This is a genomic window from Dactylosporangium sp. NPDC000244 (assembly GCF_040300725.1).
In the GTDB taxonomy this organism is placed as follows: domain Bacteria; phylum Actinomycetota; class Actinomycetes; order Mycobacteriales; family Micromonosporaceae; genus Dactylosporangium.
The window spans coordinates 98205-121508 of sequence record NZ_JBEPEH010000004.1 but is presented as its reverse complement, the minus strand read 5'-3'; the positions used below and the strand labels follow the sequence as shown (position 1 = coordinate 121508).

The 23304-nt window shown below is 73.5% G+C and carries 24 protein-coding genes; 11 read left to right on the top strand and 13 right to left on the bottom strand.

What is annotated here, in order from left to right:
- Positions 1-32 precede the first annotated feature (32 nt).
- Positions 33-1034: a LacI family DNA-binding transcriptional regulator gene (locus ABT369_RS07175; protein WP_350610805.1), complete on the top strand. Its 1002-nt coding sequence runs from the start codon at positions 33-35 to the stop codon at positions 1032-1034.
- Here the strand turns inward: ABT369_RS07175 and ABT369_RS07170 are convergent.
- On the bottom strand, positions 994-1824 hold the full coding sequence (locus ABT369_RS07170; RefSeq protein WP_350610804.1) for a phosphotransferase family protein: 831 nt from the start codon (positions 1822-1824) through the stop codon (positions 994-996). The two genes, ABT369_RS07175 and ABT369_RS07170, sit on opposite strands and share 41 nt — an antisense overlap.
- A 19-nt stretch (positions 1825-1843) precedes the next feature.
- Between ABT369_RS07170 and ABT369_RS07165 the strand changes: the two genes are divergently transcribed.
- Positions 1844-2698 (top strand): phosphotransferase, encoded by an 855-nt coding sequence (locus ABT369_RS07165; protein WP_350610803.1) that lies wholly within the window; start codon positions 1844-1846, stop codon positions 2696-2698.
- A gap of 729 nt (positions 2699-3427) precedes the next feature.
- Positions 3428-4012 carry a DUF305 domain-containing protein gene (locus ABT369_RS07160; RefSeq protein ID WP_350610802.1) on the top strand — a complete coding sequence of 195 codons (585 nt, stop codon included), beginning with the start codon at positions 3428-3430 and terminating at the stop codon, positions 4010-4012.
- Here ABT369_RS07160 and ABT369_RS07155 read toward each other — a convergent pair.
- The 3 genes from ABT369_RS07155 to ABT369_RS07145 all read right to left on the bottom strand — a co-directional run bounded on the left by ABT369_RS07155 (position 4009) and on the right by ABT369_RS07145 (position 6119).
- Positions 4009-4668 (bottom strand): class I SAM-dependent methyltransferase, encoded by a 660-nt coding sequence (locus ABT369_RS07155; protein ID WP_350610801.1) that lies wholly within the window; start codon positions 4666-4668, stop codon positions 4009-4011. The two genes, ABT369_RS07160 and ABT369_RS07155, sit on opposite strands and share 4 nt — an antisense overlap.
- Before the next feature lie 22 nt (positions 4669-4690).
- Positions 4691-4984, bottom strand: a complete 294-nt coding sequence (locus ABT369_RS07150) for a hypothetical protein (RefSeq protein ID WP_350610800.1) — start codon at positions 4982-4984, stop codon at positions 4691-4693.
- A 253-nt stretch (positions 4985-5237) separates the two neighbouring features.
- Positions 5238-6119 carry a LysR family transcriptional regulator gene (locus ABT369_RS07145; RefSeq protein ID WP_350610799.1) on the bottom strand — a complete coding sequence of 294 codons (882 nt, stop codon included), beginning with the start codon at positions 6117-6119 and terminating at the stop codon, positions 5238-5240.
- Positions 6120-6202: 83 nt separating this feature from the next.
- On the opposite strand from ABT369_RS07145, the gene ABT369_RS07140 reads away from it, so the two are divergent.
- A complete protein-coding gene (locus ABT369_RS07140) occupies positions 6203-7420 on the top strand; it encodes an MFS transporter (protein ID WP_350610798.1) in 1218 nt (405 codons plus the stop codon).
- A gap of 91 nt (positions 7421-7511) precedes the next feature.
- Here the strand turns inward: ABT369_RS07140 and ABT369_RS07135 are convergent, their stop codons facing one another.
- Positions 7512-8054 carry a Clp protease N-terminal domain-containing protein gene (locus tag ABT369_RS07135; protein ID WP_350610797.1) on the bottom strand — a complete coding sequence of 181 codons (543 nt, stop codon included), beginning with the start codon at positions 8052-8054 and terminating at the stop codon, positions 7512-7514.
- Between the two features lie 101 nt (positions 8055-8155).
- Between ABT369_RS07135 and ABT369_RS07130 the strand changes: the two genes are divergently transcribed.
- Genes ABT369_RS07130 through ABT369_RS07120 form a run of 3 tightly spaced genes read left to right on the top strand, consistent with a single transcriptional unit; the run spans position 8156 to position 11455 of the window.
- Positions 8156-8707, top strand: coding sequence for an ATP-binding cassette domain-containing protein (locus ABT369_RS07130; RefSeq protein ID WP_350610796.1), 552 nt, complete (start codon positions 8156-8158; stop codon positions 8705-8707).
- The gene (locus ABT369_RS07125) at positions 8704-10845 is read left to right on the top strand and encodes a YhgE/Pip family protein (RefSeq protein ID WP_350610795.1); all 2142 of its coding nucleotides are present in this window, start codon (positions 8704-8706) and stop codon (positions 10843-10845) included. The genes ABT369_RS07130 and ABT369_RS07125 overlap by 4 nt, the downstream gene beginning before the upstream one ends.
- A gap of 13 nt (positions 10846-10858) precedes the next feature.
- Positions 10859-11455 carry a TetR/AcrR family transcriptional regulator gene (locus ABT369_RS07120; RefSeq protein WP_350610794.1) on the top strand — a complete coding sequence of 199 codons (597 nt, stop codon included), beginning with the start codon at positions 10859-10861 and terminating at the stop codon, positions 11453-11455.
- On the opposite strand, the gene ABT369_RS07115 is transcribed toward ABT369_RS07120, so the two are convergent.
- Genes ABT369_RS07115 through ABT369_RS07100 form a run of 4 tightly spaced genes read right to left on the bottom strand, consistent with a single transcriptional unit; the run spans position 11452 to position 14948 of the window.
- Positions 11452-12024, bottom strand: a complete 573-nt coding sequence (locus tag ABT369_RS07115; protein ID WP_350610793.1) for a DinB family protein — start codon at positions 12022-12024, stop codon at positions 11452-11454. The two genes, ABT369_RS07120 and ABT369_RS07115, sit on opposite strands and share 4 nt — an antisense overlap.
- On the bottom strand, positions 12021-13001 hold the full coding sequence (locus ABT369_RS07110) for an SDR family oxidoreductase (RefSeq protein WP_350610792.1): 981 nt from the start codon (positions 12999-13001) through the stop codon (positions 12021-12023). The genes ABT369_RS07115 and ABT369_RS07110 overlap by 4 nt, the downstream gene beginning before the upstream one ends.
- A gap of 21 nt (positions 13002-13022) precedes the next feature.
- Positions 13023-13511, bottom strand: a complete 489-nt coding sequence (locus ABT369_RS07105) for a cold-shock protein (protein WP_350610791.1) — start codon at positions 13509-13511, stop codon at positions 13023-13025.
- A gap of 33 nt (positions 13512-13544) precedes the next feature.
- Positions 13545-14948, bottom strand: coding sequence for an acyl-CoA synthetase (locus ABT369_RS07100; protein WP_350610790.1), 1404 nt, complete (start codon positions 14946-14948; stop codon positions 13545-13547).
- Positions 14949-15146: 198 nt separating this feature from the next.
- Between ABT369_RS07100 and chvE the strand changes: the two genes are divergently transcribed.
- The 3 genes from chvE to mmsB all read left to right on the top strand — a co-directional run bounded on the left by chvE (position 15147) and on the right by mmsB (position 19111).
- Positions 15147-16277 carry a multiple monosaccharide ABC transporter substrate-binding protein gene (gene chvE / locus ABT369_RS07095; protein WP_350610789.1) on the top strand — a complete coding sequence of 377 codons (1131 nt, stop codon included), beginning with the start codon at positions 15147-15149 and terminating at the stop codon, positions 16275-16277.
- A 70-nt stretch (positions 16278-16347) separates the two neighbouring features.
- The gene (gene mmsA, locus ABT369_RS07090; RefSeq protein WP_350610788.1) at positions 16348-17880 is read left to right on the top strand and encodes a multiple monosaccharide ABC transporter ATP-binding protein; all 1533 of its coding nucleotides are present in this window, start codon (positions 16348-16350) and stop codon (positions 17878-17880) included.
- Between the two features lie 7 nt (positions 17881-17887).
- Positions 17888-19111 carry a multiple monosaccharide ABC transporter permease gene (gene mmsB / locus ABT369_RS07085; RefSeq protein WP_350610787.1) on the top strand — a complete coding sequence of 408 codons (1224 nt, stop codon included), beginning with the start codon at positions 17888-17890 and terminating at the stop codon, positions 19109-19111.
- A 78-nt stretch (positions 19112-19189) separates the two neighbouring features.
- On the opposite strand, the gene ABT369_RS07080 is transcribed toward mmsB, so the two are convergent.
- Positions 19190-19927, bottom strand: a complete 738-nt coding sequence (locus ABT369_RS07080) for an alpha/beta fold hydrolase (RefSeq protein WP_350610786.1) — start codon at positions 19925-19927, stop codon at positions 19190-19192.
- Positions 19928-20073: 146 nt separating this feature from the next.
- On the opposite strand from ABT369_RS07080, the gene ABT369_RS07075 reads away from it, so the two are divergent.
- A complete protein-coding gene (locus ABT369_RS07075) occupies positions 20074-20481 on the top strand; it encodes a MarR family winged helix-turn-helix transcriptional regulator (RefSeq protein WP_350610785.1) in 408 nt (135 codons plus the stop codon).
- A gap of 72 nt (positions 20482-20553) precedes the next feature.
- Here ABT369_RS07075 and ABT369_RS07070 read toward each other — a convergent pair whose 3' ends face one another.
- From ABT369_RS07070 to ABT369_RS07060, 3 genes are read right to left on the bottom strand one after another with little or no spacing between them, the layout of a single operon-like run.
- Complete coding sequence (locus tag ABT369_RS07070) at positions 20554-21255, bottom strand: aminoglycoside adenylyltransferase domain-containing protein (RefSeq protein ID WP_350610784.1); 702 nt, start codon at positions 21253-21255, stop codon at positions 20554-20556.
- On the bottom strand, positions 21255-22574 hold the full coding sequence (locus ABT369_RS07065) for a HAMP domain-containing sensor histidine kinase (RefSeq protein WP_350610783.1): 1320 nt from the start codon (positions 22572-22574) through the stop codon (positions 21255-21257). Before ABT369_RS07065 ends, ABT369_RS07070 begins: the two co-directional genes overlap by 1 nt.
- Positions 22571-23278 (bottom strand): response regulator transcription factor, encoded by a 708-nt coding sequence (locus ABT369_RS07060; protein ID WP_350610782.1) that lies wholly within the window; start codon positions 23276-23278, stop codon positions 22571-22573. Before ABT369_RS07060 ends, ABT369_RS07065 begins: the two co-directional genes overlap by 4 nt.
- Positions 23279-23304: the final 26 nt, after the last annotated feature.

Here is a 23304-nt window from a genome sequence, read left to right as displayed (position 1 = left end):
TGACCGAGAAACGGCGACCTACCTTAGAAGATGTGGCGGAGGCCGCGGGGGTCTCGCGGGCCACGGTGTCGCGGGTCATCAACGGGGTTCGCAACGTCGACCCGAAGCTGCACGAGATCGTCTGGCAGGCCGTCGACGCGACCGGATACGTGCCCAACCGGGCCGCCCGCTCGCTGGTGACCCGCCGCAGCGGCACGGTCGCCCTGGTCGTCTCCGACGCCGTCTCGCACGACGACGACCCGTTCATGCGCCGCTTCTTCGCCGACCCGTTCTTCGGCCGCATCGTCGGTGGCGTGATGAGCGTCCTGCGGCCCAAGGGCATCCAGCTGGCCCTGCAGATCGTCGGCAACGAGGAGGCCCGCACCCGCCTCGTCGGCGACCTCGGCCAGGGCCAGGCCGACGGCGCCGTGGTCCTGAGCCTGCACCCGGACGACACCCTGCCCCAGCAGCTGTGCGACGCGGGCATCGCGGCCGCGCTCGTCGGGCGCCCCGCGCAGCCGGTGCCGATCTCGTACGTCGACCTCGCCAACGACGCCGGCGGCGCCCTGGCCGCCGAGCACCTCCTCGGCCGCGGCTGCACCCGGCTCGGCATGATCACCGGCCCCGCCCACGTGCCCGCCTCGCAGGACCGCCTGACCGGCTTCCGCCAGGCCCTCGCCCGCCACGGCCACGCCTGGTTCCCGACGGTCGAGGGCGGGTTCACCTACGAGTCCGGGGAGTCCTCGCTGCTGGAGCTGATGCGGCAGTACCCCACGGTGGACGGCGTCTTCGTGGCCAACGACCTCATGGCGCAGGGCGCGCTCATGGCCCTGCGCAGCCTCGACCGCCGGGTGCCCGAGGACGTGGCCGTGGTCGGCTTCGACGACAGCAGCGCCGCCCTGGACGCGCGGCCGCAGCTCACGACGGTCCGCCACCCGCTCGAGGACATGGCCGCCGAGACCACCCGGCTGGTGCTGGCCCGCATCGACGACCCCGGCCTGCGCGTCGAGTCGGTCATCTTCGACCCGAAGCTGGTGGTCCGCCGCTCGGCGTGAACAGCCACGCGGCCTGCCGGCGGCTCTTGTCGGCGTAGTGGTGCTCGTGCTGTGACAGGCCGTACGCGAGATCCTCGATGAGCCCGCAGCGCGCATAGAACAGGGCGCGCTCCCGCAGCTCGGCCGGCGGGGGAGGGGCGCCCGGCCCGAGGTCGCGCAGCAGCAGCCCGTAGTCGCGGGCGGGATCACAGATCGCGGCGTCGCTCCAGTCGATCAGCCCCGTGACCGTGCCCGTCCCCGGGTCCACGAGCACGTGCTCGGCGCCGAGGTCGTTGTGCGAGAACACCAGGCGCTCGGCGGCCGGCGGCGGGTCCTGCGCCAGGAACGCCGCGGCCTCCGGCAGCTCGAGCCCGGCGGCGAGCTCCCGCGCCTCGGCCAGCCACTCCCGCGGCGGGTCGGCGTCGCGCGGCACCAGCCCCGCGAACCGGGCCGGCGGCTGCGCGTGCAGGGCCCGCAGCGCCGCCCCGAGCGTGCCCGCGATCCCGCCGAGGTCCGCGGCCGGTTGCCGCATGAGTGGTACCCCTTGGAGCAGCGCATACCCGAGCGCCCCCTCGGCCGCGAAGGCCGGCTCGGGCACGGCCGCGATCCCGCGCAGCACGTCGGCGACCTCGGCGAGCAGCCGCGCCTCGCGGGCCACGTCGAGCGCGTCCGGGTCGGACGGGAACCGGACGACCCAGGCCCCGTCGACGAGGTACGCGGTGTTGTCGAGCCCTTGCCCGAGCGGCTCGACCCGGCCGGCGCCGACGCCGGGCAGATGACGGCGAACCACGCCGCGCACGTCGTGCTCCACGGTGGAGCATGCTATCCGGATGGAGGCCGACCTCGCCGTCGACGAAGCGCTGGTGCACCGTCTGATGCGCGACCAGCACCCCGACCTGGACGGCGCGCTGGAGCCGGTCGCGACGGGCTGGGACAACGCTGTTTTCCGGCTCGGGCCCGGCCTGGCCGTGCGGGTCCCCCGTCGCCGGGCGGCCGCCGCCCTCATCCGCCACGAACAGCGCTGGCTGCCCGCCCTGGCCGCGACCCTGCCGCTTCCGATCCCGGCCCCCGTACGCGCAGGCCGCCCCGCGCCGTACTACCCGTACCCCTGGAGCATCACCCCCTGGCTCGCCGGCACCGTGGTCCTGCGAACGCCGGTCGCGCCCCGGGCCGCCTTCGCCGAGCAACTGGCCGCGTTCCTGATCGCCCTGCACGTGCCCGCCCCCGCCGACGCCCCCGCCAACCCGGTCCGCGGCGTGCCCCTGCCCGCGCTCGCCGAGGCGATGGCCAAGCGTTTCGCGTCGGGCCGGGTACCCACGGACCTGCGCCCGCTGTGGGAGGAGCTGGCGGCGCTCCCGCCTTGGCCGGGCCCGCCGCTCTGGGTCCACGGCGACCCGCACCCCGGGAACCTCCTGGCCGGCGCGGCCGGCCGCCTGGCCGCGGTCCTGGACTTCGGCGACCTGACGGCGGGCGACCCGGCAACGGACCTGGCCGCGGCGTGGCTGGCCTTCGACGCTGCCGGCCGGGCCCGCTTCCGGGCGGCGCTGGACGCGGACGAGGAGACGTGGCAGCGGGGCCGGGGGTGGGCTCTGGCCATCGCGGCAGCCGTGGCCGCCGATCCGACCGGGACGCCGGAGATGTACTCGCTCGCAGCCCACACCCTGCGCGAGGTTCGCCGGGGGTGAGTCATACCGATATGTCGGGCGCTCCGCGCCGCGACATATCGGACTTATCGCCCGACAGGTCAAATATCCGTTTCGGGGGCTTCGGGGCTTCGGGGCTTCGGGGGCGTCTTCGCGCAGTGTCGATGCGTGGGTGCGCTGCCTTCAAAACGGGGCGCTGCGCACTCGAGCGGCGACTGGGAGAGCGCTCTCCCAAGATTGCGCCGGGCCGTGGTTCAAAGGGCCTTTCCGCTGTTGACACCGGCTGGGGAAGCGGTGAGACTGGCTGCTACGGAGAGCGCTCTCCAATGGATCGGGTGCCGGCGGAGCGTGTTTTCCGGGGCGGCCAGTGCAGCGGGTCAGCGGGCCTGACGGGGGCTGACTGGGTCGCCCGGCGGAGTGCGCACGAGCGCGGTCGTTCGGGTCGGTCATCCAGGCGGGGGCTGCCCGAGCGTCCGTGGTGTGTCCCGGGCGGGGCACCTCGGCGCGCGCCGGCGGGAGACGTCGTCCGGCCCGGTGCCGGGCGATTCGCGCCAGCCGTCGTGGCGGTGACCGGGTTGGGGTCCCCGCCACCGGGCGCGGCACCACGCCGCACCCGCGCCGACCTTGCGGTTGCGGCGTTCCACCGCGGGCTCTGGGCGCCCCGGAACGCCGCAGCCGCAGGCTCGCCACCAAAGGTCCACCGCGGGCTCTGGGAACGCCGCAGCCACCAAACTCGCCGCCCGCGCCCTCGACAGGGAGGTCGCCCACATCATGCGACGCCGACCGCCGCCACGGCCGACCGCGCACATCCGCCTCGCCGCCGGCCTGCTCACCGTGCTCGCGCTCGTCGCGGGCTGCGGTGCCGAGCCGGAACCGGGCGCCGCCCCGCCGCCGGCCGTCGCCGCGGCCGCCTCGGAGTTCGGGGGCACCGACCTGGCCTGGGTCGAGCTCATGATCCCGATGGACGAACAGCTGCTGCCGGTGCTGGACCTGGTCCGCGCCAAGGCCGCCGATCCGGCGCTGGTGGCCTTGGCGGGGGAGCTGCGCGGGACGTACGACCAGGAGATCCCGCGCCTGCGGGCCCTCTCCGACCAGGCCGGCCTGCCCAAGGACAACCCGCACGCGGGCCACAAGATGCCGGGCCTCGTCGACGCCGACCTGCTGGCCCGGCTCCGCGCGGGCACGGGACCGGAGTTCGAGCAGCAGGCCGTCGCCACCCTCCGCGAGCACCTCGACCAGCTCCGGAACCTGGCCACCTCCGAGCTCGCCAACGGCACCAGCCCGACGGTGAAGACCCTGGCCGAGCAGGTCGCCAAGACCCGCGGCGACGCGAGCGCGCGGCTGCCGAAGGGCTAGAACGGTTCGAACTGCCGGAACGGGGGCTCGTACGCCTCCGCCGGCAGCCGGAACGCCTGGCAACGGTCGCCGCCGAGGGCATCCGGCAGCGCCGTCCAGCCGAGGTTGCGCTCGAAGTAGGCGGCGGCGGTGCGCACCGACGGGGCCCAGTAGTCGTCGAGCACGATCAGCCCGCCGGGGCGGACGATCTTGCGTAGGAAGTAGGCGTCGACGAAGACCTCGTGGAAGCGGTGGCTGCCGTCGACGAAGGCCGCGTCGGCGACGAACCCGTCGGTGAGCAGCCCCGGCAGGGCGATCGAGGACCAGGCCGGCACCAGGTGGGCGATGGCGTCCAGCCCCGCGTCGCACAGCAGGGACCAGCCGGCGCCGGACCACACGCTGTCCTGGAACGGGTCGATGATGACGTGCTGCGCGTCCGGCGCGCCGACGGTCAGCAGCGCCTCGCCGATGGCCAGCGCGGAGCTGGCGTAGGCGAGCCCGATCTCCACCACGGATGCCGCGCGCTCGGCGACGAGCAGGTCGCGAAGCCGGTCGCAGTCGTCCTCGGGCAGGCTGACGGTCTCGAACTCGAGCCCGTTGCCGGCCGACCACGCCGCGCCCTCGCGGGCGAGCCGCCCGCGCACCCGCCTGACCCGCATCACGCCGTCGGTCGTCACCCCATCAGTGTCGCCGCCGCTGTCACGCGGTGCACGTGGTCGTCGGGCCCGGGCGGCGGGAGCGGCGGCAGACTCCGCGAAGCGTGGGCTGGTACACCGTGCTCACCATCGCGATCGCCCAGCGCATCCGGGCCACGGCCACCTCGGGGTGGTCGCCGAACTCGCCGGCCACGCACGCCGCGCAGCCGCGGCTGCCGAGCCGCGCGAAGGACTCCGCGACCGCCTTGCGCACCTCGACCGCCGCCGGCGACTCCGAGGACTGCACGCTGGAGACGAACAGCGCCTCGGCGCGCGCGATCGCCAACACGTCGGGCATCTCGCACCTCCCTGGAACGTTCACCCTGCTCACACCGTACGAATACGGCGCGCCGGCCCGCATCCGGGACGCAACCCCGGCTCGTCCCCGAGGTCCGGCCCTGAGCCGGCCCTGGAGATCCGCGGAACGGATTCGGCCCCGGCCGGGCGGGGAGCGCGCACGCGCGGGGCCACATTCCAGTAGAGCACTCGACGCGACTCGATGTGCCCGGAGTCCGCATTTGCGACCGGCGTCCGATGTGGACGAAGGCGGGTCAGGTGCGGTACGCGTCCACCAGGTCCAGCAGCGCCCGGACCGCCGCGCTCGGGCGGCGGGCCGACGCCGTGGCGATCGCGAAGGTCCAGCGCAGGTCGGCGTCGATCGGCACCACCCGCAGGCCCGGCTCGTCCGGCGCCGAGAAGCGCGGGATCAGGGCCACGCCCAGGCCCTCGCGCACGTACTGCCGCACGGTCGCGATGTCGGCCACCTCCAGGGCCACCCGGCGGCGCAGGCCCGCGGCGGCGAACCCGCGGTCGACCTCGGCGCGGTTGCCGTAGCCCGGCGGGGAGTCGACGAAGGGCTCCTCGGCGAGGTCGGCGAGCGTCAGGCGGGGGCGCCCGGCGAGCGGGTGGGCGGCGGGCAGTACCGCCAGGATCGGCTCGGCCGCCAGGGTGCGCACCGACAGCCCGGCCGGGGCGCGGCCCGGCAGCGACAGGAACGCCACGTCCAGCTCCCCGTCCAGCAGGCTCGCCGCGAGGCCCGCCGAGCCGGTCGGGGCGGCGCGCATGCGCAGGTCGACGGCGGGGTGCTCGGCGCGGTACCGGCCGAGCAGCCCCGGCAGGTCCACGAACCCGACGGAGATCAGGGTGCCGATGCGCACCGTGCCGCGCAGGCCGCCGCGGACCTCGGCCACGGCGTCCCGGGCCGACTGGGCGGCGTCGATGGTGGCCCGGGCGGCGGGCAGCAGCGCGGCCCCCGCGTCGGTGAGCACCACCCGCTGGGAGCTGCGCTCGAACAGCCGCGCGCCGAGCTCGCGCTCCAGGGCGCGCACGGCCGCGGAGACCCCGGACTGCACGACCCGCAGGCGCTGCGCCGCGCGCGTGAAGTTCCGCTCCTCGGCGACCGTCACGAAGTACACGAGATGCCGCAGCTCCATGGGGAGCATCATCGCATTTCGTGATGGTCGCGAGCACGAAGATTCGTTGGCGGTGCTGATCCCGGCGAGGCACGCTGGCCGGCATGACCACCGTCCTGACCCGCCCGGCCGAGCGCCGCGCGGCCGACCGCCGCCTCAGCCACGAGCAGGGGTTCTGGGCGATCGCGTTCGCGTTCGCGGTGTCCCTCGCGTTCTCCGTCGTCCCGACGCCGCTGTGGGCGCTGTACCAGCGGCACGACGGGTACTCCACGATCGCCGTCACGGTCGCGTTCGCCGCCTACGCGCTCGGCGTCATCGTCAGCCTCTTCCTCGCCGGCCACGTCTCGGACTGGCTGGGCCGCCGCCGCGTGCTGCTGCCCGCCGTGCTCCTCGAGGCCGTCGCCGCGACCCTGTTCCTCGCCTCGACCTCGTTCGGCGTCGTGATCATCGCCCGGGTGCTGTCCGGCCTCGGCATCGGCATGATCACCGCGACCGCCACCGCGCACCTGTCCGAGCTGCACGCCAAGGCCCGCCCCGACGCCGGCCGGGCCCGCGGCGACCTCGTGGCCACCGTCGCCAACCTCGGCGGCTTCGCGTTCGGCCCGATCGTGTCCGGCCTGCTCGCGCAGTACGTGACGGCGCCGCTGCGCACGCCCTACCTGGTCTTCCTCGCGCTGCTGCTCGTCGCGGCGGCGGCCGTGGCGCTGGCGCCGGAGACGGTGGCGGTGTCGTGGCGGCGGTACCGCCCGCAGCGCGCCGGCGTGCCCGCGGCGGCCCGGCCCCGCTACTTCGCCGCCGCGGCCGGGGCGTTCGCCTCGCTGTCGGTCCTGGGCCTGTTCACGTCCCTGGCGCCCGCCTTCGTGGCCGGCACGCTGCATCACCCGTCCCGCGCCCTGGCCGGCGCCGTGGCGTCGCTGGTCTTCGGCTCCGGCGCCGTGGCCCAGGTCCTGCTGCGCCGCCGCTCGACCCGCGACCAGCTCGCGGCCGGCCTGGCCCTGATCGTCGTCGGCCTCGCCGCGGTGACCGCGGCCGTCTGGGCCGAGTCCCTGCCGGCCTTCCTGCTCGGCGGGGTCCTGGCCGGCGCCGGCGCGGGCGCCCTGCTCAAGGGCGCGATCTCGACGGTGGCCGGCTTGGCCCCGGCGCCGGTGCGCGGCGAGGCCCTCGCGGGCGTGTTCCTCGGCGGGTACCTCGGCCTGGCCGTCCCGGTCCTCGGCCTGGGCATCCTGACCCAGCTCGTGAGCGCGCCGGTGGCGCTGCTCGGCTTCGCCGCGGTGATCGCCGCCCTGGCGGCGCTGGTGAGCCGCCCCCTCCTGCGCCCCTGAGCCCGGCCCGGCCCGCCGCGCCGGTCACCGGGCGAGGTCGAGCAGCAGCGGCAGGACCAGTAGCAGGTAGACCAGTGTGCCCGCGGCCGGGCTAGCCGCGGGCATGCGTGAACCCCGCGAGCGCCGCCACCACCGCCGCCCGGAAGCTCGCCAGGTCGAGGCCCCGGGCGCGCAGGAACTCGCCGCCGCGGCCGGACGGCTCCGCGAGCAGGCCCAGCACCAGGTGCTCGCAGCCCACGTAGTTGTGGCCCAGGCCGGCGGCCTCGGCGTGGGCCAGCTCAAGGGCGGCCACCGCCGGGCCCGACCACTGCGGCACCGCGTCCTCCTGCCCCAGGGGTGCCTCGCCCAGGGGTGGCAGCAGGCGCACGGCCAGGTTCGTGCCCTCGGCCAGCACGCCGTGGAGCAGGTCTGCGGTCGTCACGGCCGCGTCCGTGCGCTGCGACGCCAGCCGCAGGGCGGTGCGGGCGCGGGCGGTCCAGTTCGGCATTTCCACGTCGCCGGAGCGCAGGGCCGACACCCGGCGCAGGGCCTGCTCCAGCGCGCGTTCGCACAGCGCCGAGGCGGGCAGGCCGGTCTCGGTCAGCGCGGCGGCGAGGTCGTCGGGGAGGGTCACGTCAATGCGCACAATCGTCATACCCCTTGTATAACCCCTATGGGGTTAGTGATGCAAGGAATAGCGGTGGAGCATACGAATGTTTTTAGACTGACTGGTCAGTACAACTTGGGGAGGCTGTCGTGGCGGACGTACTCGTCGCCGAGGGGCTCGGGGCGCGCACACGCCGCGGATGGGTGTTCCGCGGCGTCGACCTCACCGTCGGCGAGGACGAGCTCGTGACCCTGGACGGGGCCGCGGGCAGCGGGCGCACCTCGCTGCTGCTCGCGCTGGCCGGGTACTTCCGGACCACCGAGGGCACCGTGCGCCGGCTCGCCCGGCCCGCGCTCGGGTTCGTCGCCGGGGTCAACGAGCCCGAGCCCGGCCTCACCGTCGCCGAGCACGTCGAGGAGCGGCTGGTGCTGCTCGGCCGGGCGTCGTGGAACCTCGGGCGGCGGCGGCGCCAGGCGCTCGACCGGCTGGAGGGGGTACCGCTGGATCCCCACGGCCTCGGGCGCGACCTCGACCGCTTGGGTGCCCACCTGCTGTGCCTGACCCTCGCCCGGGTCGGCGAGCCCGGGATCATCCTCGCCGACGATGTCGACAATGGACTGTCCGAAGTGGAGCGGAAGATGCTGCTGGAAGCGCTGCGGGACACCGGCACGGCCGTCATCGTCACGGAGCGTGCGGCATGAACCTGTTCGAGCTGCGCCGGTTCCTGCGCGCCCCGATCACCATCGCGGCGCTGGTCGTGCTGGCCCTCATTCCGCTGCTGTACGGCGCGCTGTACCTCTGGGCCTTCTGGGACCCGTACGGCAACATGCGCCACATCCCGGTCGCCATCGTCAACGCCGACCGGCCGGCCCGCGCCTCCGACGGCAGCACCCTGAACGCCGGCCGGGACCTCGCCGACGAGCTGCGCCACCGCGACGTCTTCGGCTGGCAGCCCGCGACCGCCGAGCAGGCCCGCCAGGGCCTCGAGGACGGCCGCTACCAGCTCGTCTTCACCATCCCCGCGGACTTCTCGGCCTCGCTCGTCACCCCGCCGGACCCGGCGCGCGACGCCACCCGCGGGCAGCTCACCGTGGTCAACGACGACGCCACCAACTACCTGTCCGGGCAGCTGTCCCGCAGCGTCTTCACCGAGGTGCGGGCCAGCGCCTCGAGCACGGCCGCGCGCGGCTACTTCGACCGGATGCTCATCGGCTTCACCGACCTCAAGAGCCAGACGCAGCAGGCCGCGGCCGGCGCCTCCCAGCTGGCCGGCGGGGCCGCCGACGCGAAGAGCGGCGCCGGGGACCTCGGCAACGGCATCGACCGGGCGCACGCCGGGGCCGGTCAGCTCGACGACGGGCTGGCCCAGGCCACGGCCGGGTCGAAGGAGCTCTACGACGGCCTCGTCGCCCTGGACGCGGGCGCGGCCCAGCTCGCCGACGGCACCGCCCAGGCCGCGGCCGGCGGGCGGCTGCTCGCGGGGAAGGTCGACGCCGCCGCGGACGCCGTGGGTCCGGTGCTGCGCGACAACGCCGAGCTCATCGCGAACGCGGCCACGGCCATCGCCGACGGGGCCGACCTGATCGTGGCGCACCTCGACGCCCTGCCCGGCCTCGCGAAGACCGCCGCGCAGCAGACCGCCGCGACCAAGGCCGATCTGGAGCGGCTGGGGCAGCGGTACCCGCAGATCACGGACAGCACCGACTACCAGAACGCGCTGCGGGCCGCCGACGCCGCCGCGACGGCCGCCCGGCAGCTGCAGACCCGGCTCGACACCGGCGACCTCGACCAGCTGCGCACCCAGATGACCGCGGTCGCGACGACGGCCCGCCAGGTCGCCCAGGCCGCCCCGCACCTCGCCGACGACGTCGCCGCGGCCCGGACCCAGGTCGACCGGCTCGCCGACGGCCTCGACGCGCTCGCCGGCGGCGCCGAGCGGCTGCACACCGGCACCGGCCAGGCGGTTACCGGGGCCAAGGACCTCAACGGCGGCCTCTTCCGGCTCTCCACCGGCGCCCGCCAGCTCGACAGCGGCCTCGGCACCCTCTCCGACGGCGGGCACCGGCTCGCGGCCGGCCTCGCGGACCTCGGCAACGGGGCGACCCGCCTGGCCGACGGGCTCGCCGACGGCGCCGGGAAGATCCCCGGCTACGACCCCGACACCCGCGCCCAGCGGGCCGGCGTGCTCGGCGACCCCGTCGCACTCGACCGCGAGACCGAGCACCCGGCGGGCACCTACGGGGCCGGCTTCGCGCCGTACTTCCTCGGCCTCGCCCTCTGGGTCGGCGCCATGATCAGCTACATGGTGCTGCGCCCGCTGACCCGCCGGCACCTCGTCTCCGGCGCGAAGCCCTGGCGCGCGGCCCTGGCCGGCTGGCTGCCCGCGCTGCTCATCGGGGTGGTGCAGGCGACCGCGCTGTTCCTCGTGGTCCGCTTCGCGCTCGGCCTGCACCCGGCGCACCCGCTGGGCATGTACGCCTTCCTGGCCCTGACCGCCGTCGCGTTCACCGCGCTCATCCAGTGGTTCGGCGCCCGGCTCGGCCCCGCGGGGCGGCTCGTCGCCCTGGCGGTCCTCATGCTCCAGCTGACCTCGTCCGGCGGCACCTACCCGATCGAGACCACGCCCGGCTTCCTGCAGGCGGTGCACCCGTTCCTGCCGATGACCTACGTGGTGTCGGGACTGCGGCACCTGGTCAACGGCGGCCCGGGCGGTACGGTGGTCACCGGAGCGCTCGTCCTGGCCGGATTCGCGGCCGCCGCGTTCGCCCTCACCACGCTCGCCGCGTGGCGCGGGCGCCGGCTCACCCCGTCGAAGCTCCACCCGGACCTGGTGATGTAGGGAGTCCCGAGCCGTGCCCGACGGTCGCACCCGCCGCCGCGACGACACCAAGCAGCGCCTCTACGACGCCGCGATGGAGCTGATCGCCGAGCACGGCTTCTCGGCCACGACGGTCGACGACATCGCGGTCGCCGCCGGGGTCGCCAAGGGGACCGTGTACTACAACTTCCCCTCGAAGAACGCGCTCTTCGAGGCCCTGCTGCGCCACGGGGTCGGGCTGCTCACCACCGACTTCCGCGCCGCCGTGGCGGCCGCGGCGACCCCGCCGGAGCAGGCGGTCGCGCTGATCCGGGCGGAGCTGGCGTACATCCAGCGGCACCGCTCGTTCGCGCAGCTGCTGCTGTCGGAGATGTGGCGCACCAACCGCGAGTGGCACCAGACCCTGCACCTGCTGCGCGACGAGGCCGTGGACGTCATCGCCGACGTGCTGCGCCGCGGCGCCGACGAGGGCTGGTTCGACGCGGGCCTGGACGTGCGCATGGCCGCGGCGGCCCTGTTCGGCGTGTGCCTGGTGGTCGCGGTGGACTGGCTGGTCTTCGAGCCCGACCGCACCCTGGAGTCGGTGCAGGACTCCCTGGTCGCGGTCATCCGGGCCCGCGTCGGCATCTAGGAGGCCTCGCGGGCCGCCCGCTCGATCCGGTCGTGGAAGGCCCGGAACTCCTCGGCCGTGGCGAACGCGAGGTTGCTGGAGTCGGCCCGCACGCCGGCCGATCCGTCGATGAGCTCCCGGATGATGTCGGCGTGGCCGCAGTGCCGGTCGGTCTCGGCGATCATGTGGATCAGGATCCGGTGCAGCGTCACGTCCGCGCTCTCCGGCTTCCACCACGGCACCCGTCCGGGCGCGTCGAGGTCGAGCGCCTCGATGGTGGCGTCGGAGTGGGCCCAGACCCGCCGGTAGAGCCCGGCGACGTCCTCCCGGGACTCCTGCGGCGTGACCCACATGTCGGCGTTGACGTCGGCGTCGTCGTCCATCCACGGCAGCGGCTCGGGGAACGGCCGGCCGAACGTCGCCCCGAAGTAGCCGGACTCGACCGAGGCCACGTGCTTGACGAGCCCGAGCAGATTCGTGCCCGTGGGCACGAGCGGACGGCGGATGTCGTACTCGCTCAGGCCCTCGAGCTTCCACAGCAGACTGTCGCGGCCCCGCTGGAGGTAGTGCCGCAGGTCGTCCTTGCTCATACCCGGAACCGGGCCACGAGGTCGTCCATCACCTTGTCCAGGCGCTCGTCGACGACCTGGCGGGCCGGGTCCTCGTCGAACCAGGCGGCGATCTCGCCCGCGCCCTGGTGGAACGGGATGGTGGCCACGTAGTCCGGGACGAGCGCGCGGACCTTGCTGTTGTCGAAGACCATCGAGTGGGCCTTGTCGCCGAGCAGGCCGGCGCCCCAGTCCGGGTCGGCGGCGGCGATCGCGTCCGACGGCACGTGCACGATCTTCGCGGTGGTGCCCAGCGCCGCGGCGAGCTGCTCGGCGATCTGGTTCCAGGTCAGGTAGTCGTCGCTGGTGATCTGGAAGGTGTCGCCGATCGCGCGCGGGTGGCCCAGCAGCGGCACGAAGGCGCGGGCGAAGTCCTCGTGGTGCGTCAGGGTCCACAGCGAGGTGCCGTCGCCGTGCACGACGATCTCCTTGCCCGCGCGCATCCGGGCCGGCACCGTCCAGCCGCCGTCGAACGGCACGAGCGTGCGGTCATACGTGTGCGAGGGGCGCACGATGGTCGCCGGGAAGCCCTTGTCGCGGTACACCTGCACGAGCAGGTCCTCGCAGGCGATCTTGTCGCGACTGTACTGCCAGAAGGGGTTGCGCAGCGGCGAGGACTCCACGACCGGCAGGCGCGCCGGCGGGGTCTGGTAGGCCGAGGCCGAGCTGATGAAGACGTACTGCCCGGTGCGGCCCCGGAACAGCTCGATGTCCGCGCGCACGTCCTCGGGCGTGAAGGCGACCCAGTCGACGACGGCGTCGAAGGAGTGCCCGGCCAGCACCTCCCGCACCGCGGCGGGGTCGTGCACGTCGGCCCGCAGCAGCGTCGCCGCCTCGGGCAGGGGCCGCTGCCGCGACTCGCCACGGTTGAGCACGAACAGGTCGATGCCGCGCTCGACGGCCAGGCGCGAGCACGCGGAGCTGATGATCCCGCTGCCGCCGATGAACAGAACCTTCACAGGCGCAACCCTAGAGGAAGTTCAGCTTTCCACCCACCCGTGACTGCGGGCCAGCGCCGCGAGGTGCTGGCGCACCTGCGCGATCTGCGCGCCCGTCAGCGACGGCACGTGCTGGATGAGCAGCTCGGTCACCTCGGCCGTGAACTCGCGGCCGGACAGCACGTCGCACAGCCCGTCGTCCTCGCCCGGCTCGCCGCCCGAGCGCTCACCGGAACGTTCACCGCCGCGCGGGTGATCGGTCAGCGGCGTGAACGGCGCCGTGGCGGCGGCCGTGGTGCGGGCGTGCTCGCGGCGCGACGGCTGCGGGGTGTCGAGGATGCGCACGGAGGCGACCTTCAGCCCCCGCTCGCCCTCCTCGACCTCGTATTCGACCCGCATCCCGGGATGCACCAGGTGCCGCTGGTCGCCGAAGTCGTTGGCGTGCACGAACACGTCCTCGCCACCCGCGTTCGGCGCGATGAAGCCGTAACCCCGGACTTCGTCGAACCGCAGAATCCTGCCCGTCTCCACCGCGAACCACCGCCCACCCACAAGACGTCCGGCCTACAGCATAGGACCGTGCAGCCGCTTCTTCTGCACCTTGCCCATCGCGTTGCGCGGCAGCGCCTCGAGGAAGTGCACCACCCGCGGGCGCTTGTGCACGTTGAGGTGCGCGGCCACGAAGTCGACCAGCTCGCGCTCGGTGACGGTGCTCGGCCACCCGGCGGGCACGACGAACGCGGTGACGGTCTCGCCGAGGTCCTCGTCGGGCACGCCCACGACGGCCACCTCGCGCACCGCCGGATGGGCCAGCAGCGCGTCCTCGACCTCGCCGGCGCCGATGCGGTAGCCGCCGCTCTTGATCAGGTCGGTGGAGGCGCGCCCGACGATGCGGTGCCAGCCGTCGGGCGCGATGCGCGCGAGGTCGCCGGTGCGGAACCAGCCGTCGGGGGTGCGGGCGGACTCGGCGGGCTGGCCGCGGTACCGCCGCAGCAGCATCGGCCCGTCGACCCACAGCTCGCCGATGGTCTCCCCGTCGCGGGCGGCGTCGGTGCCGTCCTCGGCGACGAGCCGGGTGCGCACGCCGGCCACGGGCACCCCGACCTGTCCCGGGCGGCGCTCGCCGTCGGCGCGGCTGGAGATCGTGATGAGCGTTTCGGTCATGCCGTAGCGCTCGACCGGGCGGTGACCGGTGAGCGCGTACAGGCGCTCGAAGACCGGGGCGGGCAGCGGTGCGCTGCCGGAGACCAGCAGCCGGGCCGGGCGCAGGGCGCGGGCGGCCGCGGGCTCCTGGCAGACGCGGGACCAGACGGTGGGCACGCCGAAGTAGAGGGTGCCGCGGGCGGCGGCGTAGGCGGCCGGGTGCGGGCGGCCCGTGTGCGTCAGGGGCGAGCCGTGCCGCAGCGCGCCGAGCACGCCGAGGATCAGGCCGTGCACGTGGAACAGCGGCAGGCCGTGCACGAGCCGGTCCTCGGGCGTCCAGGCCCAGGCCTCGGCGAGGGCGTCCAGCCCGGCCTCGACGGCGCCGTGGGTGAGCTCGACGCCCTTGGGGTTGCCGGTCGTACCGCTCGTGTACATCACGAGCGCGACCGCCCCCGCGTCCGGGTCCGGGAACCCGGCGGCCGACTCCCGGGACACGTCGACCGGCACCGCGCCGGGGTGGCGGTCCGGGCGGTTGCCGAGCGTCACGGCCGCCCCGGAGTCGCGCAGGATGTGCTCCCGCTCGGCCGGTCCGGCGTCGGCGGGCACCGGCACCACGGCCGCGCCCGCCATCAGGGCGCCGGTGACGGCGACGACGGTCTCCAGGGTCGCGGTGGCGTCGACCGCGACGGTGGCGGCCCCGTGCACGTCGCCGGCGACCGCGGCGGCGGCGTTGCGTAACCGTTCGGCGGACAGTCCGCGACCGTTCACACTGACAGCGGGTTGATGGTCGGTACCGTGGGCGTGCAGACCCTTGAGCAGGCGCATGGGCCCCATCGTCACACGGGCGCAGGGCGTGGAAACGGCCGGATCACGATCCGACCGCCCGTCTTGACACCCCTCTTTGTGAGCGTTAACACTGTGGCGGCAACGCCCCAGCAATACTTTCGAAATCGCGTCGGTGGCAGCGTTCACACCCTTAACGCCCCGCCTCCCGACCGCTGCACGCTGCCCTGAGGGGGAGAAGTGAAGTTTGCCCGCATCGCCGCTTCGGCGATTGGCCTCGCGGTCGCATTCAGCGTGGCCGCCTGTGGTTCGTCCGAGAAGACGGCCGACAAGAACGCCAACGCTCCCGCGGACGCCGCCGGCGCCCTGGTCGGCGTCACGATGCCGACCAAGTCGTCGGAGCGCTGGATCGCCGACGGCAACAACGTCAAGAGCGCGCTGGAGAAGCTCGGCTACAAGGTCGACCTGCAGTACGCCGAGAACGACATCCCGACGCAGGTCAACCAGATCGAGAACCAGATCACCAAGGGCGCCAAGCTGCTGATCATCGCCTCGATCGACGGCACCGCCATCACCACCCAGCTGCAGGAGGCGGCCGACAAGAAGATCCCGGTCATCGCCTACGACCGGCTGATCCGCAACTCGCCGAACGTCGACTACTACGCCACCTTCGACAACTACAAGGTCGGCGTGCAGCAGGCGACCTCGCTGCTGGTGGGCCTCGGCCTGAAGAAGGAGGACGGCTCCGACGGCACCGCCCAGGGCCCGTTCAACATCGAGCTGTTCGCCGGGTCACCGGACGACAACAACGCGACCTTCTTCTTCAACGGCGCGATGGACACGCTCAAGCCCTACATCGACAAGGGCACCCTCGTGGTGAAGAGCGGCGAGAAGGACTTCAAGACCGTCGCGATCCTGCGCTGGGACCCGGCCACGGCCCAGAAGCGCATGGAGGACCTGATCACCAAGGCCTACGGCGGCGGCGCCAAGGTGCAGGGCATCCTCTCGCCGTACGACGGCCTGTCGATCGGCATCCTGTCGGCGCTCAAGAGCGCCGGCTACGGCACCGGCGGCCAGGCGTACCCGATCGTCACCGGCCAGGACGCCGAGGTCGCCTCGGTCAAGTCGATCATCGCGGGCGAGCAGTACGCGACGATCTACAAGGACACCCGCAAGCTCGCCGACGTGACCGTCAAGATGGGCGACGCGGTGCTCAAGGGCGGCAAGCCCGAGGTGAACAACACCAAGGACTACGACAACGGCAAGAAGGTCGTGCCCTCCTACCTGCTCGACCCGGTCGTGGTCTACAAGTCCAACTACAAGACCGTGCTCGTGGACGGCGGCTACTACACCGAGAGCCAGCTCAAGTAGTGTGCGGCTCCGCCGGGACCCGGGCGTGGTCAGCGCCCGGGTCCGCGGCGGTCTCGAGGGAGAAAAGAGCATGACCGACGCGCTCCTGCAGATGCGGGGCATCACCAAGACGTTCCCGGGCGTGAAGGCCCTGGACGACGTCAACCTGACCGTGCGCCGCGGTGAGATCCACGCCATCTGCGGGGAGAACGGCGCCGGCAAGTCGACCCTCATGAAGGTCCTGTCGGGGGTCTACGGGCACGGGACGTACGACGGCGAGATCCTCTTCGAGGGCGAGCCCTGCCACTTCGGCGGCATCCGCGACTCGGAGCGGCGCGGGATCGTCATCATCCACCAGGAACTGGCGCTGATCCCGTACCTGTCGATCGCCGAGAACATCTTCCTCGGCAACGAGCGGGTCGGCCGCGGCCTCATCGACTGGAACCGCACGAACGCCGACGCGGCGAAGCTGCTGGACCGGGTCGGGCTGCACGAGAACCCGGTCACGCCGGCCATGGACCTCGGCGTCGGCAAGCAGCAGCTGGTCGAGATCGCCAAGGCGCTGTCCAAGGAGGTGCGCCTGCTGATCCTCGACGAGCCGACCGCGGCGCTCAACGACGAGGACTCCGCGCACCTGCTCGGCCTGCTGCGCGGCCTGCGCGACGAGGGCGTCACCTGCGTGATCATCTCGCACAAGCTCAACGAGATCGAGGCGATCGCCGACTCCACGACGATCCTGCGCGACGGGCGGACCATCGAGACCCTCGACATGCACGCCCCCGGCGGAGTCAGCGAGGACCGCATCATCGCCGGCATGGTCGGCCGCGACCTCGAGCACCGCTTCCCGCCGCACGAGCCGAAGATCGGCGAGGAGGTGCTGCGGATCGAGCACTGGACCGTGCACTCGCCGACCCAGCACGGGCGCACGGTCGTCGACGACGCCTCGCTGAGCCTGCGGGCCGGCGAGATCGTCGGGCTGGCCGGGCTGATGGGCGCCGGGCGCACCGAGCTCGCGATGAGCGTCTTCGGGCGCAGCTACGGCGTCGACATCAGCGGCCAGGTCTTCAAGCACGGGCAGCCGATCCAGCTGCGCTCGGTGCAGGAGGCGATCGGGCACGGCATCGCCTACGCGACCGAGGACCGCAAGCGCTACGGGCTCAACCTCATCGAGGACATCCAGCGCAACGTCTCCGGCGCGGCCCTGGGCAAGCTGTCCCGCGGCGGCTGGGTCGACGACAACCGGGAGTTCGAGGTCGCCGAGCGCTACCGCGGCAGCCTCAACATCAAGGCCAAGAGCGTCGGCACCGTCGCCGGCACGCTGTCGGGCGGCAACCAGCAGAAGGTCGTGCTGGCCAAGTGGATCTTCACCGACCCCGACGTGCTGATCCTCGACGAGCCGACCCGCGGCATCGACGTCGGCGCGAAGTACGAGATCTACACGATCATCAATCAGCTCGCCGACCAGGGCAAGGCGATCCTCGTCATCTCCTCCGAGCTGCCCGAGCTGCTCGGCATCTGCGACCGGATCTACGCCCTGTCCGCCGGCCGCATCACCGGCTCGGTCGAGCGCGCCGAGTTCTCCCCGGAGCGTCTGATGCGCCTCATGACCAGGATCAAGGAGTAACCCGCCCATGACCACAGTGGTCGAACCCGCGGTCGAGCCGACCGTCACGCCACCGACCCGGTTCTCGGTGAACCTGCGTCAGAGCGGCATCTACATCGCCTTCGCGGCGATCGTCGTGTTCTTCACGATCCTGACCAACGGCGCCCTGCTCGAGCCGCAGAACCTCTCGAACATGGTCATCCAGAACTCCTACGTGCTGATCCTGGCGATCGGGATGATCCTCATCATCATCGCCGGGCACATCGACCTGTCCGCGGGCTCGGTCGTGGCCGTCACCGGCGCGCTCGCCGCGGTGCTCATGGTCAAGGCGGACGTGCCCTGGCCGCTGGCCATCGTGATCACGCTGCTGGCCGGCGCGGCGATCGGGGCGTGGCAGGGCTTCTGGATCGCGTACTTCGGCATCCCCGCCTTCATCGTCACGCTCGCCGGCATGCTGGTCTTCCGCGCCCTCACCATGACGACGCTGGGCAACCAGGGCATCGGCCCCTTCGCCGAGGACGTGCGCACCCTGTCCAACGGCTTCATCCCGGGCTTCCTGAACAACGTCGGCCTCGGCCCGCTCGGCGGCGCCGACCTGTTCACCCTGCTCGTCGGCATCGCCACGGTCGCCGGCATCGTCGCCGTGCAGTGGCGGGCCCGCCGCGGCCGCATCGGCTACGGCCAGGCCGTCGACTCGCTGCCGGTCTTCTGGGCCAAGCTCGCCGGCGCCTCGCTCGTGCTCATGTTCGTCATCGTGCAGCTGGCCCGGTTCAAGAACCTGCCGTGGGTGCTCGTGCTGCTGGCGGTGCTCGTGCTGACGTACACCCTCATCTCCCAGCGCACCGTCTTCGGCCGGCACATCTACGCCGTCGGCGGCAACCTGCAGGCCGCGAACCTCTCCGGCGTCAAGGTCAAGCAGGTCACGTTCTGGATCTTCGTCAACATGGGCGTGCTGTCGGCGATCGCCGGCATCATCTTCGCCGGCCGGCTCAACCTGGCCGGCCCGACCGCAGGCAACGCCTTCGAGCTCGACGCGATCGCGGCCGCCTTCATCGGCGGCGCGGCGGTGCAGGGCGGCGTCGGCAAGGTCGTCGGCGCCATCACCGGCGGTCTCATCATGGCCGTCATCAGCAACGGCATGTCCCTCAACAGCGAGCCGCCGGAGCGCGTGATGCTCGTCAAGGGCCTCGTCCTGCTGGCCGCGGTGGCGTTCGACGTGTGGGCCAAGCGCCGTGCGGGGCGCGCCCGCTGAAGCTTTGCGCTGGTGTCCGGTGGGAATGCAAGGGGTGGACCGCCTTCGGGGCGTCGGCGGTCCGCCCCTTGCGCCGTCTCAGTGCTCGTCGATGAAGCTCCACAGTGGACCGATGAGCGCGTCCGGGCTCTCCAGCTGCGGCAGGTGCCCGGTCCTCTCCAGCAGGACGAACCGGGCACCGGGGATCGCCTCGGCGTACGCCCGCCCGTACTGCGGCCCGGCGATCCCGTCGCTGTCGCCCCAGATCACCAGGGCCGGCACGGTGACGCCCGCCAGCCGGTCCCGCAGCGTCGGGTCCTCCATGCTCGGCGCGTACAGCGCCAGCGTCTCGCGGTTCGCGGCCATGACCGCCCGGGCCGCCTCCGGCATCGCGCCCGGGTCGATCACCCGGCCCGACGGGTCGAAGTAGCTGGCCGCGGCGATCTGCTCGAACGTGAGCCCGAAGAAGCCGATGACCGGGTGCCCGGGCACCGCGATCCCGACCCCGTCGACGACGGTGACGCTGGCGAGGCGGGGGGAGCCGAGCACGGCCAGCTCGGCGGCGATCCAGCCGCCGATCGAGTTGCCGACCACGGCGACGTTGTCGAGTTCGAGGTCGTCGAGCAGGTCGCGGTAGAGGGCGGCCAGCGTTGCTATCCCGTCGACCTCCGCGGGGCGGTCGGTGCCGTCGAAGCCTGGATGCGTGGGGGTGATGACTCGGGCCGGGTGTTCGGCGGCCAGGCGGTCCGCGAAGGCGGTGACCGAGGCGGGGCCGGCGCCGCCGTGGAGGAGCAGGACGGGGCGGCCGGTGCCGCGCTCGGTGTACTTGACGGTCATGACGGGCTCCTTGGTTTCGGGGGGGCTGCTCGATATGTCGGGCAGCGCCGCGCAGGCGAACGCCACGGTCCTGATCGGGCGGGCTGTCATATCAGGAACCTTAGATCAGTATGTTGATATCAGCAACCTGAGATAGTATGAAGGGCATGACGAGGGCGATTTCCGAGATCGGGCTGTCGGTCAAGCGACTGCAGATGCGCCACCACCGCGAGGCCAACGCCGTGCTGGCGCCGCTGGGCGTGAGCCTGGTGCAGTGGGACGCGCTGCGGCACCTGCACGCCAACCCGGAGGCGTCGCTGCACGACCTGGCGCAGCTGACCTTCCAGACGGACCAGTCCTTCGGCACCCTCGCGACGCGGATGATCGATCGCGGCCTCATCGAGCGGATGCCGGGGCCGGGCCGGGCGGTGCGCCACCGGCTCACCGGCAAGGGCGACGCGATCCGCGAGCAGGGGCAGCGGCTGCTGGAGGAGGTGCTGCGGCGCTCGTTCGCGCCGCTGAGCGAGGAGGAGCTGGCCGTGTTCGATGGGCTCCTGCAGCGGCTACTCGCCTGAGGCCGCCCGCAAAACGCGGCGGCCGCCGCCCGGCGCACCAGGCGCGAGGCGCGAGCGGAACTGCGCGGACCGCTACTCGCCTGAGGCCGCCCGCATGAACGCGGCGGCCGCCGCCCGGCGCACCAGGCGCGAGCGGAACTGCGGCGGACCGCCCGCGCGCAGCCGCAGCGCCTCCCGCAGCGCCTGTGCGTGATCCGGGAACGCGTCGAGGGCCCACGCGCCCGCGGCCGACTTCGAGGCGATCCCGCCCGTCGCCATCGTGTACCGCATGCGGGCCAGGCCGAGCACGCCCCACGCCACGCCCCGGTCGGTCAGCAGGGCGTGGCCGCGGCGGCGCAGCCACGGGCGCCAGTAGGACGCGACGTTCGCCCGCGTCCAGGCGCGCAGTTCGGCCGCGTCCGTGTGGACGTCCAGGGTGGACGGTTCGGGGCCGCGCACGGCGATGCCGTGATGCGCGAGCGTGTGCCAGGTGACCGGGTCGTGCCCGAAGGCGCCGGCGGGGGAGAAGCGGTGCGCGTGCACGCCCGGGCGGGGCGGCGCGGCCGAGGGCGGGGCGGCCAGGTCGGCGGCCGTGAGGTAGACGCCGTCGAGGAGCGGGCGGGATCGGCGCAGCGCGCGGTGTACCGCCGCCAGATCCGCCACCTCGTCCGGCCCCGGCGCCGACGGCAGCACGGCCACGAAGTCGAGGTCGCTCACGCCCTCGCGGTAGTCGTCGAGGGCGGCCGAGCCCACCAGGTAGAGGCGCTCGACGAAGCCGGGCAGCGCGTCGAGCATCAGCGCACGATGCGCCGCGTGGCCCGCGGCGGCGGGATCTCGGGGGCGAACGGGTCCAGCTCGATCGCGATCCGGGCGCCCCGCAGCGGGCCGCGCTCGATGAGCAGGCGCCCGCCGGCCGCCTCGGCGACCCGGCGCACGATGTCCAGGCCCAGCCCGGTCGAGCCGGCGCCGCTCGCGCCCCGGCGCAGGGCCCGGTCCGGGTCGGCGATCCCGGAGCCGGCGTCGTCCACGTAGAGGCCGCGGGCCGACACGTGCACCTCGAAGCCGGTGCCTTCGCCGGTGTGCTGGAAGACGTTGCCGAGCAGGCAGTCCACGGCCGAGACGAGGTCGGCCTCGGACACCGGCAGGTACACCGGCTCCTGCCCGCCGGTCACGCGCCACGGCCGGTTCTGGTCCTCGGCCAGCACCGACCAGAACGCGAGCCGGTCGGCGACCACCTCCACGAGATCCGTGGTCTCCGGCTGCCGGTCCGCGGCCGAGCGCCGCGCCTGCGTGATGATCTGCTCGATCTCGTCGTCGAGGGCGTCGAACGCCTGGCGCATCCGCTCGCCGATCGGCCCGGGCGGCATGGCGTCGGCGTCCAGGCGCAACGCGGTCAGCGGGGTGCGGAGCCGGTGCGAGAGGTCCGCGGCGAGCTCGCGCTCGGCGTCGGCGAACGCGATCATCTGCTCGGCCATGCGGTTGAAGCTCTTGGCGGCGTCGCGCAGCTCCGGCGGGCCGTCGGGCTCGACCCGCGCGTGCAGGTCGCCGTCGCCGAACGCGCGGGCGCCCTCGGCGAGCTTGCGGGTGGCCCGCACGATCTGCGCGCCGAGCCGGTCGGCGACGAGAGTAGAGCCGGCGACGAGGAGCACCGCGAGGCCGGCCAGCGCGAGCCAGGCCGCGCCGACGCCCTGGGTCAGCTCGTCGTCGGAGACGTACACCTCCACGACCGCGGTCCGGTCCCCGTCGAGCACGACGGTCTGCAGATAGGCGACCCCGCCGGGCGCGTCCACGGTCAGCGAGCGGCGCCCGTGCGCGGCCCGGTCCACGTCGCCCGTGAGCGCGTGCGAGGTGCCGACGGTCGGATTTCCCACGAGGTGTACCGCCAGCCGCCCCGACTGCCCCGCCGGCACCGTGGCCACCGCGCGCACCAGCGCCCCCTGCTGGTCGCCCGGGGCCGAGGCGAGCGCGGCGACCATCGCGTCGGCCTGGTAGCGGGCCTCGGCGAGCGCGCGGTCGTGGGCGATCTGCTTGGTCACGTAGGCCAGCGGTACGAGGAACGCCAGCGCGATCATCGTGGTGATCGCGAACGACAGGCGCATCAACGCCGATCTCATGCCGGTGGCTGCGCCGGGTCGACGAGCATCACCCCGACCCCGCGGAAGGTGCGCAGGTATCTCGGCTGCGTCGCGCTCTCCCCGAGCTTGCGCCGCAGCCAGGAGACGTGCACGTCGATCGTCTGGTCCTCGCCGGAGCTGTCCGGGCGCTGCCAGACCTCGGTCAGCAGCTCGCGGCGGCTCACCACGCGGCCGGAGCGCTGGGCGAGGTACGCCAGCAGGTCGAACTCCTTCTTCGTCAGCTGCAACGGCCGCCCGTCCAGCGCCGCGGATCGCTGCTGCGGGTTGACGTGCAGCCCGCCGACGGTGATCCCGGCCGGCGGCTGAGCCGGCCCGGGGGTGCCTTGCCCGCGACGCAGCACCGCGTTGATCCGGGCCGACATCTGCGCGCTCGAGAACGGCTTGGTCACGTAGTCGTCGGCGCCGGCGTCGAGCAGCCGGATGATGTCGCGCTCGGAGCGGCGGGCGGTCGCCACGATCACGGGGGCGTTGGAGATCCCGCGCAGCATCCGCAGGACGTCGAGCCCGTCCATGTCCGGCAGGCCCAGATCGAGGATGACGAGGTCCGGCGGGTCGGTGGCGATCACGCGCAACGCGGACCCGGCATTGCCGACGGGGCGCACGACGTGCCCGGCGTCCGTGAGCGCCCGGGACAGGGCACCCGAGACGGCGACGTCGTCCTCGACCAGCAGGATGAGCGGCATGCGCGCACCCTATCGCCATTTCGGCG